The organism is Bacillus subtilis subsp. subtilis str. 168, from assembly GCF_000009045.1.
Classification (GTDB): Bacteria; Bacillota; Bacilli; order Bacillales; family Bacillaceae; genus Bacillus; species Bacillus subtilis.
The window spans coordinates 1,618,284-1,636,103 of record NC_000964.3 but is presented as its reverse complement, the minus strand read 5'-3'; the positions used below and the strand labels follow the sequence as shown (position 1 = coordinate 1,636,103).

Here is a 17,820-nt window from a genome sequence, read left to right as displayed (position 1 = left end):
GTATGCTCTGGCTTATTTCTTTCTTCTCATCTGATAAAGCCTGTTCACTTCAGCAACAAAATCGCCGTCAATCAGCTTATCCACGTTTTCAGCAAGCTCTTTCGTGTGCTTTGGACTGGCTCCGCTTGTAGAAACAGACACAGTGACATGCCCTCTTTTTACGATTTTCGGCATATATACATTGCCAAGCTCAGCGTCACTGACACAATTGACAAGCTGAAAAGGCGAAGCGGATTGGGCAATTTCTTTGTTCACTGCCGCATTATCCGTCGCAGCAATAATGAAGAAAGCATTGAGATAATCTTCTTTTTCAATTGTCCGTTTTTCCCATTTGATACGCCGCTCTTCTGCCATTTGCTTGATTTCCGGTTCCACATCCGGACTGACAAGCGTTATATCAGCTCCCTCAGAAATCACCGTTTTCAGCCTTCTGAGAGCGATGCTTCCGCCCCCCGCAATCACAACCTTCTTCTTTTCCAGGCTAATGTGCAGCGGAAGCATATGAACCTCCATCAAAATCAAATTGTCCCTCAGAATTTGCCGCAGTTTCTCTCACACGGTTCAAAAATGCGTTTTTCACATGAGGATGAAAACCGATATAGGAAGAGAGGTAGACGTTCGGATTATGGGCTTTTAATTTCTGAACCTCTCGTTCGATTTCATTCATCAGCATACCCGTAAAAAGCAAATATGGAACGATAAAGGTTGTTATGCCGTCATCTTTTTCAAGTTCTGAAAAAACCTCTTTGTAATTAGGGCCGCATGCTGTCAAAAAGCACGGAATGACTTCCTTCACTGGAACCATTTCCTGAAGAAGATTAGCAATTCCGGTTACGTCTCTTTTGACGTCTGGATCTGAACTTCCCCTTCCGATGAGCACCACTCTGGCATTTTCATACGGAACACCTATGTCTTTCATTCGGTGATATACAGCCTTGACTACTTCTTCGTCAATCCCGATCGGCTTTCCGTATGAAATACGGACTGATGGATATCGAGATGCAACACGGACAATTTCTTCCGGAATATCATGTTTTGCATGCGCAGCTGTTAAAAGAAGCAGAGGCACCACTGCGATATGAGTGGCACCTTGCTTCACACATGCTTCAAATCCTGTCTCAATTGTCGGCTCCTGAAGCTCTAAAAAGCTGATTTCTTGTACTGGCACAGAGATGTGGGCCTTGCATCCTTCCAAAAAGGCTGCGGCTTCTTGCTGCGCTTTTTTGACCCGGCTGCCGTGGCCGACATATAAAATTGCTTGTTTCATTTTTACAACGCCTCGCTTAAATCTTGTTTTTTTAGTTCAGATTCAAACCATTCCAGCTTATAGTGATAATTTACAACATTTCCAATGACAATTAAACTCGGATTTGTAATGTTTTCTTTTATCACCGTTTCTGAAAGGGTGTCAACTGTACAAAAAACAGATTTTTGCTTGTCCGTTGTCCCCCAATGAATAAAGGCTGCTGGCGTAGAACCGTCCCGGCCATTTTCAAGGAGTTTTCTTTCAATCTGCTGCACGTTTTTGATACCCATATAGATGACAAGTGTATCAATTCCTGTAGCCAGCGCTTTCCACTTTTCCTCAAAATCTTCTTCTTTTTTATAGTGACCCGTTACAAAAGCGACGTTAGAGCCCGCATCCCGATGGGTAACAGGAATCCCGGCATAAGCGGCTGCCGCGATTCCAGACGTAATGCCGGGAATGATTTCAAACGGAATTCCATTTTCAGAGAGGCATTCCGCTTCTTCCCCTCCTCTCCCGAACACAAAAGGGTCTCCGCCTTTCAGTCTGACAACCATTTTCCCTTTTTGCGCATACTTCACAAGAAATCGATTGATGGTTTCCTGCTTCATCGTATGAAAATCCGGAAGCTTCCCGCAGTAGATCAGGTCTGCTTGCTCTTTGGCATATTGTAAAATCTCTTTATTTACTAATCTGTCATATAAGATGACATCAGCTTTTTCAATGGCTTTCAGCGCTTTAATTGTCAGCAGATCAGGGTCACCGGGACCCGCTCCTACAATATATACTTTCCCCATCGTATTTCCCCCGATCTATTCGAGTTCTTCCAGAAGATTCGCTGTGATGATGTTCTCGCTTGCATTCCGGCATCTGAGAAGAACGCAGCAGATCATATTCAGCTCAATTTTTGTTTAACAAACTCGATCAGCTGATTTTTACACGCTTCACGGTCATGCTGTCCTGAATCAAGAACGAGCTCTGGAGCTTCCGGTTCTTCATAAGGAGAATCAATTCCTGTAAAGAACGGAATCTCGCCGTTTCTTGCTTTTTTGTAAAGCCCTTTCGGATCTCTTTGTTCACAAATATCAAGGTCGCATTTAATGTAGACTTCATTAAATTCGCCCGCTTCCACAAGCTCGCGAACCTGTTGTCTGTCCTCGCGGAAAGGAGAGATAAAAGCAGTAATCACAATGGTTCCCTGCTGAACAAAAAGCTTCGCCACCTCTCCGATCCGGCGGATGTTTTCTTTTCGGTCTTCATCAGAAAAACCAAGATCCCTATTTAGGCCGTGACGGATATTATCCCCGTCCAGCACAATGACTTGGTAGCCTTGCTCAAACAATTCTCTCGCAGCGGCGTTGGCAATGGTTGATTTGCCTGAGCCGCTTAACCCTGTCAGCCAGAGAATGGAGCTTTTATGCTTGTTTTTTTGCTGATACTCTTCTTTTGTGATAGAGGCTTCATGCCATACAATATCGCGATTTGTCACTGCCAGTCCTCCTTAAGATACGCCTACTTCTTCTTTTTTCTTCATCCCTTTGATTAACACTTCTACTACTTCTTTTCGACTGAATTCAGCAGGCGGCAGCACACCGTCTCTCAGCATACCTCTTACCTTAGTGCCTGATAAAATGACGTGATGCTCTCTGCCATGAGGGCAAGTTTTTGCTGTTCCCATATTTCCGCATTTTTTACAGAAGAAGCTGTGCTCAAATTTCAGCGGTGTAATTCCGAGTTCTTCAGGTTTAAATGTGTCAAACAGTTCCTGTGCTTCGTATGTTCCGTAATAGTCGCCTACACCTGCATGATCACGGCCGACGATGAAATGTGTGCAGCCGTAGTTCTTTCTGACAAGCGCGTGGAAAATTGCTTCTCTCGGGCCTGCATAACGCATCGCCGCTAAAAAGACACCAAGGAAAACACGATCTTTCGGGTAATAATGATCAAGAAGCACTTGGTAGCTTTCCATCCGTACATCAGCTGGAATGTCATCAGATTTTGTTTCACCTACTAACGGATTCAAGAACAAGCCGTCTACTGTTTCAAGAGCCGTTTTTTGAATGTATTCATGCGCTCTGTGAACAGGGTTTCTTGTTTGGAAACCGACAATGGTTTCCCAGCCTTTTTCCGCAAACTGGCGTCTCGTTTCTGACGGTTCAAATGTAAATTCAGGGAACTGTTTTGAAGCTTTTTTAATCAACGTAATCGGTCCGCCGACATATGTATTGCCGCGGCTGAACAGCTTTTTAACACCAGGATGCTCCTGTTCATCTGTTTTGTACACATTGACAGCTTCTTTTTGTTTGTCAGGCACGTACAGGTCTTCGATTTGGATAACGCCGTAAGTTTCTCCTTCATACGTTAACTTTACCGTTTCACCAAGTGACAGTTCCGCTGCTTTTTGCGCATCGACCGGAAGCGTGATTGGAAGAGACCAGACAACGCCGGAAGAAAGACGCATGTTTTCGACCACTGATACGTAATCTTTTTCATTAAAGAAACCTTCAATCGGGCTGTATGCACCGATACCGATCAATTCCAAATCCGCGAAAGAAATTAAATCAAGTTCAATTTCTTTTTGAATGCCGCTCACATCATATGATTCATCTACTCTGTTTACTAATGTTCCTCCGTGTGGTGCTAAGCTCATAATATCCATCTCCTCCTAGTTAACTTATAAAATTACTCAGATTAATGATCAGATTCCCCCGCCTTGTTCGTGGACTGAGCGTCTCTCTTTACGAATGGCCTTTGTCAGGCTGATGGCACCGCCCGCCGCTAAAAGCACACTTACCATGATAAAGATCGAATAATAATCTGCTTTTAAAAACAAGGATACAAGCAGATAAGAAATCGATAAAGATAAAAACGGCGATACGATCCATACCTTCAGCATCGTTTGAACAACTTGTTTATGGAACACGTTCGGACCGTTTTTCGCCATGCCTATTCCGATAATAGACGATGACGTGACTTGCGCCAAGGGCACCGGCATCCCAAATACAGAACTGATGATCACCAGTCCCGCTCCTGTACCGGATAAGAGAATGCCTTCCCCTTTGGAGAACCTCGTAATTTTCTTCCCGTTTGTTTCTAGCACTCGCCGGCCTAATAACAGTGCGCCAAGAGCAACAAAAGCTCCTCCATACAAGGTTCCTTTTCCGACATCAAGCACACCGGCAGCTACTAACGGGCCAACAGCATTCGCCACGTTATTCATGCCGGCAGAGAATGCTTCGAAAAATCCGGCAACTAACAAAACAATGCCGAGGATTTTTTGCTTTTTAGAAGATTTTACTTCAATCTTAAAATAACGAAACAGCTTAGATACGAAATAGGTGAAGCCGAAAGCGAACAGCGGGACAAAAACCCAAAATGACACAATGATCAGAAGATTGTTCACAAACAATACTTTATAAGCCACTCCCACGCCGACAACCGCGCCGACTGTTACTTCACTTGTCGACAAAGGAATGCCGAGCAGATTAGCAGTAAAGAGCGACAGGGCAGCAGCTCCAATAATGATGCAAACAATCGTCAGTGTAATCGTCTGCTCAGGAATAATGCCGGAGCTGATTGTTTTTACAACCTCGCCTCCGCCAATGACCGCCCCGGCAAAGACACCGACTGCGCATAGGATCAAAGCGTAAGTTTTCTTTTTGATGGCTCCGGAGCCGTAAGCAACCCCCATCGAAGCTGCAGCGCCGCTTGCACCAATATTCATCGCGAAAAACAAGCTAAATAAAATAGCGGCTAATTCCATTTTGCAGCTCCTTATTCATGCAGTCCGCATTCTGTTTTCGCCATACCATTCCATCTGCCTGAGCGCAAATCTTCTGCTGTAAAAGCGGGAGAAGTGCAAGGCGCACAGCCAATACTTGGATAGCCTTGGTCATGAAGCGGATTGTAGTCCAGTTCATTCCGGGATGTATATCTCCAAATGTCTTTCCAAGTCCAATGGATAAGCGGGCAAACTTTTACTGACTTGAATTTTTCATCTTTGTTTAAGAAATTCGTATTGGCACGGCTTGGCCCTTGATCACGGCGCAGGCCGGAAAGCCAGGCTGGATGTCCTGAAAGCGCCTCTCTTAAAGGAACGACCTTTCTAAGATAGCAGCACTGATTCGGCTCTCTTTCCCATAGTTTGTCACCATGTTCTTCGGCTTGTTCCTCAAGGGTGAGATCTGGTTTTTTCAGGATGATATTAAGACCCGGATAACGCTCTTTCACTCGTTCAATTGTTTCATAGGTTTCTTTAAAATGAAGTCCTGTATCAAGAAACACAATCTCTGCGTCTTTTTTCACTTTATAAATTAAGTCAATCAGAACGATTCCCTCAATTCCGAAACTGCAGGCATAAACAAGCTGATCGCCGTAATGGCCGTATGCCCATTTTAAAACTGACAGCGCTCCTTTATAAGGATCGTCTTCCGGAAATGTAATCGTTGGTTCTTCCCAATTATCATACGTTAACATTTCTTCTTTCCTCCTTTCGGAGACAAACAAACAGTAGCTTTCTGCCGGTTGTCTTTTCCCATGTAATGTGATTCGCGGCTGCTGATATACAGATAGCCTTTTTACCTCTTAAAATAAAAAACTTTCAATCCGGCGGAAAGAAAGACAGGAACAGCATGCAGCCCTTATCTTTCAAAATGGAATTCATTTTGCTGGAAGTAGCACCTTACAAACTATGCAGGTTGCCGGGCTTCATAGGTCCAGTCCCTCAGCCGCTCTTGATAAGTTTTTAGATTTGTAGTAAATTTTAGCACAATTCTAACATAAGTCAACCCGACTTTTTTTATAGGATTAATAAAAAAACAGGCCTCACAGCCTGTTTTCAAGTACAGCAAGGCTTTGAAGCCTCTTTACATCATTTGAATTTATTTTTTATTTTTTAAACCAATCTTTTGACTCGGGATTTCGTTTCCATGTTTGCAGCTTTTTTAGATCATCTGAATGAATATTTCCGTTTTCAAGCGCGACCTCTGTGAGCGTATCATAATCGGTTAATGAGTAGTATGGCAGTTCTGCCTTTGCGAAGGCTTCCTCCGCTTTAGGAAGTCCGTACGTAAAGATTGAGACGACACCAAGCACTTCACAGCCGGCCGCTTGTAAAGCTGCACAAGCTTCAAGCACGCTGCCTCCTGTGGAAATTAAGTCTTCAATGACGACTGTTTTTTGCCCTTCTTGCACAGCTCCCTCAATCTGATTGCCTTTTCCGTGCGCCTTCGGCTTGCTCCTCACATAACACATCGGAAGATTCAAATGGTCCGCCGCAAGAGCAGCATGAGGAATACCGGCAGTTGCTGTTCCCGCAATCATTTCAGCTTCAGGAAAATGCTCTTTAACAAGCTTGCTGATACCTGAAGCAACATCGTTTCTGACCTCTGGGAAAGATAGCGTAAGGCGGTTGTCACAGTAGATCGGTGATAAAATGCCGCTTGCCCATGTGAACGGCTCGTTCGGGCGTAAAAATACAGCTTGGATGTCTAATAGATGTTTTGCGATGATTTGTTTCAAGATTTGATTCCCTCCCATTCAAGTCTGACAGCCTTATAGGCTTTTACCGGGTCTTCCGCTTTTGTAATCGAGCGTCCTACTACAATCGCTGATGAACCTTTCTCTCTTGCAATGGCAGGCGTCGCTACGCGAACTTGGTCATTCGCAGCGTCCTCTGACATTCTGATCCCCGGAGTGACAGTCAGAAATGAAGGCGACACCGCTTGGTAAATGGCTTTTGCTTCATGAACAGAGCAGACCACTCCATCCAGTCCGCTTTCTTCCGCCTGTTTGCTGTAGTGCACAACCGTATCAATCAGAGACTTTTCGATCAGCAGTTCATCTTTCATGATTTGTTCAGATGTGCTTGTCAGCTGGGTTACCGCGATAAGTGACGGACGTTTTTTTCCAGCCGGCGTACCTTCTTCTAAGCCTTCGAGAGCTGCCTGCATCATTTTTTTGCCCCCGGCAGCATGAACATTGACGAGGTCTACTCCAAGACTGGCAAGGCGCTTCATCGCTTTGTTTACAGTAGTCGGGATGTCATGAAGCTTTAGATCTAAAAATAGCTCGCAGTTTCTTTCTTTTAGTTGTTTCACGATAGATGGCCCTTCTTGATAAAAAAGCTCCATCCCAACCTTTACAAATAACGGTTCTTGCTGAAAAGGCGCTAAGAACGCAAGTGTTTCTTCAGCTGACGCAAAATCAAGCGCGATGATGGGCAGGTTGTTTTTCATGATTCCAGCTCCTTCCGATGCATTCTTCAATTGATTGATAGCCGTATTGGAGCAAAACAGATGGGAGCTGTTCAATAATCTCTGGACATGCAAAAGGATTCACAAAGTTTGCTGTTCCGACAGCGACTGCGCTTGCTCCCGCGAGAAGAAATTCCAGGGCATCTTCAGCCGTTTGCACGCCTCCCATTCCGATAATCGGGATGTTGACCATCTGGCTGACTTCATACACCATGCGAATGGCAACCGGCTTCACAGCAGGGCCCGAAAGTCCCCCTGTTTTATTCGCTAATATCGGTTTGCCGGTTTTTAAATCGAGTCTCATGCCGATTAGTGTGTTGATCATCGTAAGACCGTCCGCTCCCGCTTCCTCGATCGCTAATGCAATTTCTGTGATATTAGCCACGTTCGGGGATAGCTTCACATAAACGGGTACATCCGAAACCTCTTTCACCGCTTTTGTCAAATCGGCAGCCATTTCAGGATTCGTGCCAAAAGCGATTCCGCCTGTTTTCACATTCGGGCAGGAAATATTCAATTCAAGAGCATGAACATTAGGCGCTTTGCTGATATGTTCTGCGACTTCAACATAATCATCGACTTGAGAACCTGCGACATTGGCAATGATCGGTGTATCAAACTGCTCAAGCCACGGCAGCTCATGATGCAACACACTATCCAGCCCCGGATTTTGGAGACCGATCGCATTGAGCATTCCAGCACCAGTCTCAGCTACCCGCGGCGTCGGATTCCCAAAGCGCGGCTCCTTTGTCGTAGCCTTAATCATGATAGCTCCAAGACAAGACAAATCATAAAAACGTGAAAATTCTTTTCCAAAACCGAAGCAGCCTGATGCAGGAATGATTGGGTTTTTCAAATCAAGTCCCGGCAATTTCACCTCTAGCATTACAGCGCCACCTCCTGAGCTTTAAATACAGGCCCGTCGAGACATACTTTTACATAGGATGTCTCACTTTCGTTTGTATGGCACACACACGCGAAGCATGCGCCGATTCCGCAGCCCATTCGTTCCTCCATGGACAGATATACTTCTTTATGGGCATATTCCTGTTTTAACGCCTTGAGCATCGGTGTCGGCCCGCAGCTGAGGAGGATATCAAACTCTAGCTTTTTCCGTTTAATCACATCTGTGACAAATCCGGTTTCCCCGTAGCTTCCGTCAGCTGTTGCCACATACGTGTCTCCGTACTGCCGGCATTCTTCCTCGTAAAAAACATCCTTTGCCGATTGGAATCCTAAAACGTGGATGACATTTACCCCTTTTTCAATCAAGCGTTTCGACAGCTCTTGGAGAGGCGGCACACCTACTCCGCCTCCTACCAGCAAAGCCGTCTTTCCGGGTTGAACTTCATTAACAGGAAAGCCATTTCCCAAAGGCCCGAGGACATCCACAAGTTCTCCCTGCTGCTTCAGTGACAAGAGTCTTGTCCCTTCCCCATCTACCCGATAAATGATGGTGACTTCATTTTTTTCAAAGTTGACGTCTGCGATGCTGATCGGCCTTCTCAAAAGAGGCGTAACCGCTTCGCTCACTTTAAGATGAAGGAACTGTCCAGGGGTTGTAAACCCTTGGACAAGCTCCCCTTTCAGAACCATTTGAAACACCCGGTCTGCAATTTGCTGGTTAGAACATACTGTCAAATACGCTTTTTTCATATAGTGACTGCCGCCTCCTGATTTGTGTTGACTGCCGGCATTTGATCAGCACGGAATGTCATGCTTTCCAGCACTCGCAATATCGCCTCTGCCGTATCTAAAGATGTTAGGCAGGCAACACCATTTTCTACTGATTCACGTCTGATTCTAAAACCGTCTCTTGCCGGCTGCTTTCCTTTTGTCAGCGTATTGATGACAAACTGCGCTTCTCCGTTTCTGATGACATCAAGCAAGTTCGGGCCATCCTGACCGATTTTTCCGACGACCTTCGCTGGAATGGAAGCTTCTTTCAGGTAGCCTGCCGTTCCTTCCGTCGCTAAAATGTTGTAGCCGATCGCGTGGAACCGCTTAGCAATGGCAAGCCCTTCTTCTTTGTCCTTATCAGCTACTGTTAAAAGCACGGAACCGTAGTTCGGGATTTGAATACCTGAAGCGATCAAGGCTTTGTAGAGCGCCTTTTCAAGTGTCGAATCTTTCCCCATGACTTCACCTGTTGATTTCATTTCAGGCCCTAACGTAATATCCACTCTTCTCAGCTTGGCAAAGGAGAAGACCGGCGCTTTTACAAATACACCTTGCTGTTCAGGCTGAAGGCCCTCTGTATAGCCAAACGCAGCCAGCTTTTGACCAAGAATGATTTTTGTTGCGAGATTCGCCATTGGGATACCCGTAATTTTGCTTAAAAACGGTACGGTTCTGCTTGATCTCGGATTCACTTCTAGCACGTACACCTCGCCTTGCGACAAGACGAATTGAATATTGAGCAAACCGACAATATTCAGCCCTTTAGCCAATGCGATCGTGTATTGTTCAATTTTTTTCTTAATGTCCTCTGTGAGAGACTGAGGCGGATAAACAGCGATTGAGTCTCCGGAGTGAACGCCCGCACGTTCAATGTGCTCCATAATTCCCGGAATGACGACTGTTTCACCGTCGGATACTGCATCGACTTCAATTTCTTTTCCGGTCAAGTATCTATCAATTAATACAGGGTGCTGTGGATTGATTTTGACTGCATTTTTCATGTAATGAAGCAGTTCCTCTTCATGGTAAACAATCTCCATCGCCCGGCCGCCAAGTACATAGGAAGGGCGTACCAGTACCGGATAACCGATATCACTTGCGATGCTTACCGCCTGATTAACTGATGTCGCTGTTTTGCCAAGCGGCTGAGGAACACCAAGTTCTCCAAGCGCTTGTTCAAATTTATCCCGGTCTTCGGCACGGTCTAAATCTTCTAATGAAGTTCCAAGGATTTTCACTCCGCGTGCAGAAAGCTCGTCAGCAAGGTTAATCGCAGTTTGTCCGCCAAATTGTACGACAACGCCCATTGGCTGTTCGAGGTCAATGATGTGCATGACATCTTCAATCGTAAGCGGTTCAAAATACAGCTTGTCTGAGATGCTGAAGTCTGTTGAAACGGTTTCCGGGTTGTTGTTGACAATAATGGCTTCATAGCCTGCTTGTTTAATTGCCCATACAGAGTGAACCGTCGCATAGTCGAACTCGACACCCTGACCGATTCGAATCGGACCCGAACCAAGCACCATCACACTTTTCTTATCTGTAACGACAGATTCATTTTCTTCTTCATATGTGCTATAGAAGTATGGCGTTTCTGACTCAAATTCCGCCGCGCATGTATCTACCATTTTGAATACCGGCGCAATCCCCGCTTGTTTTCTCAAGCTGTAAAGCTCAGATTCTTTCATTTTCCATTCACGGCTGATGTACTGATCAGAGAAGCCGAGTTCTTTTGCCCGTCTCAGCACATCTGTATCGCCCGCATTGGCCTTCAATTCTTTTTCAAACTGTACGATTCCGAACAGCTTATGCAAGAAGAAGACATCGATAGCGGAAAATTCATGGAGGTCTTCTACCGTGTAGCCTCTTCTGTACGCTTCAGCTAAGTAGAATAAGCGTTCATCACCGGCCTTTTTAATTCGCTTTTCAAGAAGCTCATCTGAAATGTCAGCGGCGTCCTTCAATTCAAGATGATACACATCCGCTTCCAGTGATCGCACTGCCTTCAGCAATGACTCTTCAAGCGTGCGGCCGATTGCCATGACCTCACCTGTCGCTTTCATTTGCGTGCCAAGCTTTCTGTTTGCTGATTCAAACTTATCAAACGGCCAGCGCGGAATTTTGGATACGACATAGTCAAGAGCAGGTTCAAATGCTGCATATGTTTTTCCTGTCACCGGGTTCATCATTTCATCTAATGAAAGTCCGACTGCAATTTTAGCAGCGAGCTTTGCAATCGGGTACCCCGTTGCTTTTGATGCAAGGGCAGATGAACGGCTGACACGCGGATTTACTTCAATAATGTAATATTGGAAGCTGTCTGGATCTAAGGCGAGCTGGACATTACATCCGCCTTCGATCCCAAGCGCGCGAATCAGTTTTAACGATACATTCCGCAAGAGCTGATATTCGCGATCGCTGAGCGTTTGGCTCGGCGCGACAACAATACTGTCTCCAGTATGGATTCCAACTGGATCAATGTTTTCCATGTTACAAACGACAATGGCGTGATCCTGGCTGTCTCTCATGACTTCATACTCGATTTCTTTATAGCCGGCGATGCTTTTTTCAAGCAGACATTGGTGTACCGGGCTTAATTTCAAGCCGTTCTCAACGATTTCTTTTAGCTCTGTTTCATTCGAGCAGATGCCTCCGCCTGTTCCGCCTAATGTATATGCCGGGCGGACAATGACAGGGAATCCAATTTGACTGACGAATTTTTCTGCTTCTTCAAGGGAGTGGATAATCTCACTTTCAGGCACCGGTTCATTCAGTTCATTCATTAATGTTCTGAACAAGTCACGGTCTTCAGCTTGCTGAATCGCAGACAGTTTCGTGCCAAGCACTTCGACGCCGCATTCTGCCAAAACGCCTCTTTCAGAAAGCTCAACCGCAAGATTCAAACCGGTTTGGCCTCCGAGTGTAGGAAGAATGGCATCCGGGCGCTCTTTTCTGATGATTCGTGTCAGGAATTCAGGTGTGAGCGGTTCGATGTAAACCCGGTCAGCCATTTCTGTATCTGTCATGATCGTTGCAGGGTTTGAGTTGACAAGGATGACTTCATAGCCTTCTTCTTTCAAAGCAAGACAGGCTTGTGTTCCCGCATAGTCAAATTCTGCTGCTTGGCCGATGATGATCGGTCCAGATCCGATTACTAAAATTTTGTTAATGTCTACGCGTTTTGGCATACCGCTTCCCCTTCTTTCTCTGTTGTTTCGATCATTTCGATGAATCTGTCAAATAGATGGTTGGCATCCTCAGGACCAGGTGAGGCTTCGGGATGATATTGAACCGTAAATGCCGGCAATGTTTTATGCTTCAGCCCTTCAATCGTATCGTCGTTAATTGCGATATGCGTCACTTCCAGTTCTGTTTTACTGATAGACGAAACTGTATATCCATGGTTTTGAGATGTTAAGGCAACTTTTCCTGTAGCCAGCTCTTTTACCGGGTGGTTTGAGCCCCTGTGGCCGAATTTCATTTTTTCAGTATTCGCCCCGCACGCCAGCGCGAATAATTGGTGGCCGAGACATATTCCGAATAATGGCACTTTTCCAAGAACACCTTTAATCATTTCAATCGCTTCAGGCACATCCTTCGGGTCTCCAGGTCCGTTAGAAAGCATGATACCGTCCGGTTTCAGCTGAAGCACCTCTTCCGCTGTAATGTTGTAAGGCACAACGATGACGTCACATTTCCGTTTGTTCAGCTCTCTTAGAATCCCGTGTTTCATGCCGAAGTCAACCAAGACAATGCGTTTGCCTCTTCCCGGGCTCGGATATGCTGTTTTTGCTGATACTTGGGATACTTGATTTCTTGGCAATTCCGTTTCGTTCAGTCTTTTCAGCACTGCTTCGATATCTTCATCAGATGAAGCGAATGTTCCTTTTAGCGCGCCTGCCGTGCGGATCATTCTTGTCAGCTTCCTTGTATCAATTCCCTGGAGTCCGGGAATGTTTTTCATTTTTAAATACTCGTCTAAGGTGTATGCTGAACGCCAGTTGGAAGGCAGCTCACATAATTCTTTGATGATCAGCCCTTTGACAAAAGGGGTAATGGATTCAAAATCATCACGGTTAATGCCGTAATTTCCGATAAGCGGGTATGTTAATGTTACGATCTGTCCGCAGTAAGAAGGATCAGATAAAATTTCCTGATAGCCTGTCATCCCAGTATTAAAAACGACTTCTCCCATGTTGTGTTCTAAGCTTCCGAAAGCTTCTCCCTCGAATACCGCTCCGTTTTCCAGTACTAATCGTCTCTTCATTTGACAAGTCTCCCCTCTTCATAAGCAAGCTTCCCTGCCGCAATTGTAGCGACCGGCCAGCCGGTGCAACTGATGCCGTTGAATGGTGTATTTTTTCCTTTTGATAAAAATGTCTCTTTGTCTATAACTGCTTCTTTTTCTAAATCGATTAACGTAATGTCCGCAGCTTGCCCCGTTTGTAATGTTCCATATGGGAGACCGAACGCTTCGCATGGCTTGATTGTCATGTAGTCAATCAGCTGCTTCAGTGACCAGCTGCCATTTTTGACAAAGTGTGTGTAAAGAAGCGGGAATGCTGTTTCTAAGCCGACAATTCCGAATGGCGCCAGCTTCATTTCTGTGTTCTTCTCTTCTTCCGTATGCGGTGCATGGTCTGTTGCGATAAAATCAATTGTTCCGTCTAAAAGACCTTCAATTAAAGCAGCTCTGTCTTCTGGGCTGCGGAGCGGAGGATTCATTTTATAGTTTGTGTCCAGCCCCGGGATGTCCTCATCACAAAGCAGCAAATGATGCGGCGATACTTCTGCTGTCACTCTGATTCCCGCTTTTTTCGCATCGCGTACAACTCTGACAGATTCTTTTGTGCTGATATGGCATACATGATAATGGCAGTTTGCCGCCTCAGCCAGCAGCACATCGCGAGCAATATGAACCGATTCACACACAGAAGGAATGCCGTTTAGCCCGTTCGCTTTGGAGAATGTCCCCTCATGTACGCTCCCTCCGTAAATTAAGGAGTTGTCCTCGCAATGTGCAACAATCGCTTTGTCAATTGCGGCTGCCCGTTTCATCGCTTCATACATCATTCCTGCTGTCTGTATACCAACGCCGTCATCTGTAAAAGCAAATGCCCCGGCTTCTTTTAACGCTTCAAAGTTTGTCATTTCATCGCCGATTTGTCTGATCGTAATGGATGCATATGGAAGAACTCTTACGCATGATGTTTCTTTAATTCTGTTTTGCACCCATTCCATCTGCTCCTTTGTATCAGGAACCGGCCGCGTATTCGGCATTGCTGCTACTGTAGTATAGCCGCCGCGCGCCGCTGCTTTTGCCCCGGTTTCAATAGTTTCTTTTTTCTCTCCGCCCGGCTCTCTGAAATGCACGTGGAGATCAACAAACCCAGGTGAAACGAGCAAACCTTTTGCATCAATTACCGTTTCATTATCCGTTGCATCAAGCTTGCCGATTGCGGTGATGGTTTCTCCAGTCACTCGGATATCCGCTTGTGTTTTTTCACCATTTTCGTTTAGTATCCAGCCGTTTTTAATGAGATATGACATACGCTGCTTCTCCTCTTTTCACATTGGTTTGTAAGGCACGCTGTATCACTGCCATTCTGATAAATACGCCATTTTTCATTTGCTTGAAGATTCTTGATTTTTCGCTTTCTACTAAGCTGTCATCAATCTCCACTCCTCTGTTTACCGGAGCAGGATGCATGATGATCGCATGCCGCTTCATACGCTCAGCCCGTTCTACGGTCAAGCCGTATTTGTTTAAATAGCCTTCCTGACTGACAGCGGACTGATGTCGTTCATTTTGAATGCGCAGCAGCATGACAACATCGGAAGACTCAACTGCTTCATCCATTGAGACATACGTGCCGAATGTATTTTCTTCATCCTGCCATTCCGAAGGGCCGGAAAATAGGACCCGGGCACCCAATCTTGTCAACACTTCCGCATTTGACCTTGCCACTCTGCTATGCTTGATGTCGCCGTGAATGGAGACGGTAAGCCCTTTAAACGTATTGAACTCTTCATAAATCGTCATTAAATCAAGCAGTGATTGTGTTGGATGCTGGCCGCACCCGTCTCCCGCATTCAGAATCGGAATGTTCACCTGGCTGACAAGCTCTTCATAATACTCATCCTCACTGTGCCTGATGACGCAGACGTCCACACCGATTGATTCAAGCGTCCGGATCGTGTCATATAAGGTTTCGCCTTTTTGCACGCTTGTGCTTGTTCCATCAAGGTTAAGCACATTCATGCCCAGCTTTTTTTCTGCGACCTCAAAGCTGAACCGCGTTCTCGTGCTCGGTTCGAAAAACAGGTTTGCTGCAAACTTTCCTGTAAGCTGATTGTCTGTTTTTCCGCTTTTGAGCTCTTGTGCTGTTTGAAGCAAATCTTTGATTTCCTCAGTGCTAAGTTCACTCATCGTCGTTAAATGCTTCATGTTCTTTCCCCTCTCTTTTCAACTTAAGGCTGAAAAAAAACCCCGGTCTAAGATAGACTCGGGGTATGGTTAAATAGAGGGCAGCATTGAAGCTTCCTTCTCTTCATAACCCTTCCAAGCCTCTCTGGACTTTCATTAAAAGGTTTTAAATATGATGTTGTTCAGATGTGTCTGCCTGCTCTTCCTTCGCCTGCGGAAGAATCAGGTTTAAGATGACACCGACAATTGCGGCAAGCGCCATTCCTGACACTTGGAATCCGCCCTGAGACACTTGGATAAAAGCGCCTCCTACACCGATGACAAGGATAACTGATGTAATAATGAGGTTTCTGTTGTTTTCATAATCAATTTTGTTGTCAATCAGCATTCTCAGGCCGCTTGAAGCAATGATTCCGAACAGCAGGAAGGAGACGCCTCCCATGACCGCTGACGGCACTGAACTGATCAGCGCTGAAATTTTGCCGATAAAGCCGAAGCAAAGGGCAATCACTGCCGCGCCCCCGATGACAAAGACGCTGAATACTCTTGTGATGGCCAGCACGCCAATGTTTTCTCCGTAAGTCGTTGTCGGAGGGCCGCCGATCAGGGAAGCGAGGATTGTCGCCACACTGTCACCCATAATAGAGCGATGAAGACCTGGCTTTTTAATGAAGTCTTGTCCGACAACCTTGCTCAGCACCATTTGGTGGCCGATATGCTCTGACATTGTGACAAATGCGACAGGAACCATTGCGGCTGCGATGCCGAGCGTAACTGACGGTGAATAATCTTTGAACGGAATGATAAATTCAGGCACTGCAAACCATTTCGCGTCAAGCACCGGCTGGAAGTTGACAATCCCTTGAGTAAGGGCAAACAGGTATCCGCCGATGATTCCGATCAGAACCGGAATCAGGCTTAAAAACCCTCGTAAGAAAATCGCACAAATAATCGTAATTGCCAGCGTAACTCCTGCGACACTAAAGTGCTTTAAGCTGTAGACCAACTCACTCGCGTTCGGATCAGCATACATCGCCATGTTTACTGCAGTGCTTGCCAGTCCCAGCCCGATGACGATAATAACAGGCCCTACGACTACAGGCGGGAGAATCTTCATCAGCCATCCTGTTCCAAGCTGCCTAATCAATAAGGCAATCAGCCCGTACACCAGCCCTGCAAGAAACGCTCCAACCATTGCCGCTCCCGGCCCGCCGGTCGCTTTTACCAGAATGATCGGAGAAATAAAGGCGAAGGATGAACCGAGATACGCCGGAATTTGTCCTTTGGTAATAAGAAGGTACGCCAGTGTTCCGATGCCGCTTGTCACCAACGCCACAGCAGGACTCATTCCGACGAGCTTCGGAACCAAAATGGTTGAGCCAAACATGGCAAACAAATGCTGAAGGCTGAATGAAACCCAAGAGAAAGGTGTCGGGACATCCCTGACCCCTAAATTTACTTTTTTCTTACTCATGATGATTTCCCCCTGATTGTTGACTTTCATTTTAGGATGACTCAATGACTGTATAAAAAAACCTCTTTGCTTTTTTACGCAAAGAGGCATACAAAGACCTGCCGAATACTTTTTGGGCCTTTGTTGTGCACCTCTTTGCAACCTCTCTGGATTGCCCTTAAAAAGGTGATCTATTATTCGTTTTCATAAATGGCGACGAGATCGTTTTGGTCTACCTCATCAAGCTGTACCATAACCTTTTCAGACTTTGATGTCGGGATGTTTTTCCCGATATAATCCGCTCGGATCGGCAGCTCCCGGTGTCCTCTGTCCACAAGCACTGCAAGCTGAATGGAGGAAGGTCTGCCTACATCAACAAGCGCATCCATTCCTGCTCTGACTGTTCTTCCGGTATACAGAACATCATCAACGAGAATGACTTTTTGATCTGTAATATCTACCGGAATATCTGCACCTTTTACAAGCGGTTCATCGTTGCTTGTTTTTTTAGAAAGATCATCTCTGTAAAGAGTAATATCAATTTCACCGACTGTAACAGGATTTCCCTCAATCTGTTCAATGCGTTCCGCAAGGCGTTTTGCCAGGTAAATCCCTCTTGTCTTAATGCCGACAAGAATGCAGTTATTCATTCCTTTATTGCGTTCGATCATTTCGTGAGCAATCCTGGTCAGCGCCCGTCTAATTGCCTGTTCGTCGAGAATGACAGCTTTTTGATTCAATGTGTGACACCTCACAGTTC

The 17,820-nt window shown here is 45.7% G+C and carries 17 protein-coding genes and 3 other RNA genes; all 20 read right to left on the bottom strand.

The window, feature by feature from the left end; genetic code table 11:
* Positions 1 to 12 precede the first annotated feature (12 nt).
* The 20 genes from sirC to pyrR all read right to left on the bottom strand — a co-directional run bounded on the left by sirC (position 13) and on the right by pyrR (position 17,800).
* Positions 13 to 501: a precorrin-2 dehydrogenase gene (sirC, locus tag BSU_15630; RefSeq protein NP_389446.1), complete on the bottom strand. Its 489-nt coding sequence runs from the start codon at positions 499 to 501 to the stop codon at positions 13 to 15.
* Entirely contained in the window at positions 482 to 1,267 is a 786-nt protein-coding gene (gene sirB / locus BSU_15620) for a sirohydrochlorin ferrochelatase (RefSeq protein NP_389445.1), read from the bottom strand. The genes sirC and sirB overlap by 20 nt, the downstream gene beginning before the upstream one ends.
* A gap of 2 nt (positions 1,268 to 1,269) precedes the next feature.
* Positions 1,270 to 2,043, bottom strand: a complete 774-nt coding sequence (sumT, locus tag BSU_15610; RefSeq protein ID NP_389444.1) for a uroporphyrinogen III and precorrin-1 C-methyltransferase — start codon at positions 2,041 to 2,043, stop codon at positions 1,270 to 1,272.
* A 98-nt stretch (positions 2,044 to 2,141) separates the two neighbouring features.
* On the bottom strand, positions 2,142 to 2,735 hold the full coding sequence (cysC, locus tag BSU_15600) for an adenylylsulfate kinase (RefSeq protein NP_389443.1): 594 nt from the start codon (positions 2,733 to 2,735) through the stop codon (positions 2,142 to 2,144).
* A gap of 12 nt (positions 2,736 to 2,747) precedes the next feature.
* Complete coding sequence (gene sat / locus BSU_15590; protein ID NP_389442.1) at positions 2,748 to 3,896, bottom strand: sulfate adenylyltransferase; 1,149 nt, start codon at positions 3,894 to 3,896, stop codon at positions 2,748 to 2,750.
* A 48-nt stretch (positions 3,897 to 3,944) separates the two neighbouring features.
* Positions 3,945 to 5,009 (bottom strand): sulfate permease, encoded by a 1,065-nt coding sequence (gene cysP, locus BSU_15580; RefSeq protein ID NP_389441.1) that lies wholly within the window; start codon positions 5,007 to 5,009, stop codon positions 3,945 to 3,947.
* Positions 5,010 to 5,020: 11 nt separating this feature from the next.
* On the bottom strand, positions 5,021 to 5,722 hold the full coding sequence (gene cysH, locus BSU_15570) for a (phospho)adenosine phosphosulfate reductase (RefSeq protein ID NP_389440.1): 702 nt from the start codon (positions 5,720 to 5,722) through the stop codon (positions 5,021 to 5,023).
* 161 nt (positions 5,723 to 5,883) lie between these two features.
* Positions 5,884 to 5,989, bottom strand: an RNA gene (gene mswE / locus BSU_misc_RNA_29) — S-adenosylmethionine riboswitch.
* 144 nt (positions 5,990 to 6,133) lie between these two features.
* Positions 6,134 to 6,784 (bottom strand): orotate phosphoribosyltransferase, encoded by a 651-nt coding sequence (gene pyrE, locus BSU_15560; RefSeq protein ID NP_389439.1) that lies wholly within the window; start codon positions 6,782 to 6,784, stop codon positions 6,134 to 6,136.
* Positions 6,763 to 7,482 (bottom strand): orotidine 5'-phosphate decarboxylase, encoded by a 720-nt coding sequence (pyrF, locus tag BSU_15550; protein ID NP_389438.1) that lies wholly within the window; start codon positions 7,480 to 7,482, stop codon positions 6,763 to 6,765. Before pyrF ends, pyrE begins: the two co-directional genes overlap by 22 nt.
* On the bottom strand, positions 7,451 to 8,386 hold the full coding sequence (pyrD, locus tag BSU_15540; protein ID NP_389437.1) for a dihydroorotate dehydrogenase (catalytic subunit): 936 nt from the start codon (positions 8,384 to 8,386) through the stop codon (positions 7,451 to 7,453). The genes pyrF and pyrD overlap by 32 nt, the downstream gene beginning before the upstream one ends.
* The gene (pyrK, locus tag BSU_15530; RefSeq protein ID NP_389436.1) at positions 8,386 to 9,156 is read right to left on the bottom strand and encodes a dihydroorotate dehydrogenase (electron transfer subunit); all 771 of its coding nucleotides are present in this window, start codon (positions 9,154 to 9,156) and stop codon (positions 8,386 to 8,388) included. Before pyrK ends, pyrD begins: the two co-directional genes overlap by 1 nt.
* The gene (gene pyrAB, locus BSU_15520) at positions 9,153 to 12,368 is read right to left on the bottom strand and encodes a pyrimidine-specific carbamoyl-phosphate synthetase (large subunit) (protein NP_389435.1); all 3,216 of its coding nucleotides are present in this window, start codon (positions 12,366 to 12,368) and stop codon (positions 9,153 to 9,155) included. The genes pyrK and pyrAB overlap by 4 nt, the downstream gene beginning before the upstream one ends.
* A complete protein-coding gene (gene pyrAA / locus BSU_15510) occupies positions 12,353 to 13,447 on the bottom strand; it encodes a pyrimidine-specific carbamoyl-phosphate synthetase (small subunit, glutaminase subunit) (RefSeq protein NP_389434.1) in 1,095 nt (364 codons plus the stop codon). Before pyrAA ends, pyrAB begins: the two co-directional genes overlap by 16 nt.
* Entirely contained in the window at positions 13,444 to 14,730 is a 1,287-nt protein-coding gene (pyrC, locus tag BSU_15500) for a dihydroorotase (RefSeq protein NP_389433.2), read from the bottom strand. Before pyrC ends, pyrAA begins: the two co-directional genes overlap by 4 nt.
* On the bottom strand, positions 14,714 to 15,628 hold the full coding sequence (pyrB, locus tag BSU_15490) for an aspartate carbamoyltransferase (protein NP_389432.2): 915 nt from the start codon (positions 15,626 to 15,628) through the stop codon (positions 14,714 to 14,716). Before pyrB ends, pyrC begins: the two co-directional genes overlap by 17 nt.
* A gap of 30 nt (positions 15,629 to 15,658) precedes the next feature.
* An RNA gene (gene pyaC, locus BSU_misc_RNA_28) (pyrimidine biosynthesis operon attenuator) lies at positions 15,659 to 15,773 on the bottom strand.
* Complete coding sequence (pyrP, locus tag BSU_15480; protein NP_389431.2) at positions 15,774 to 17,081, bottom strand: uracil permease; 1,308 nt, start codon at positions 17,079 to 17,081, stop codon at positions 15,774 to 15,776.
* A 52-nt stretch (positions 17,082 to 17,133) separates the two neighbouring features.
* Positions 17,134 to 17,251: pyrimidine biosynthesis operon attenuator (gene pyaB, locus BSU_misc_RNA_27), an RNA gene on the bottom strand.
* Between the two features lie 3 nt (positions 17,252 to 17,254).
* Complete coding sequence (pyrR, locus tag BSU_15470; protein NP_389430.1) at positions 17,255 to 17,800, bottom strand: transcriptional attenuator and uracil phosphoribosyltransferase activity; 546 nt, start codon at positions 17,798 to 17,800, stop codon at positions 17,255 to 17,257.
* Positions 17,801 to 17,820: the final 20 nt, after the last annotated feature.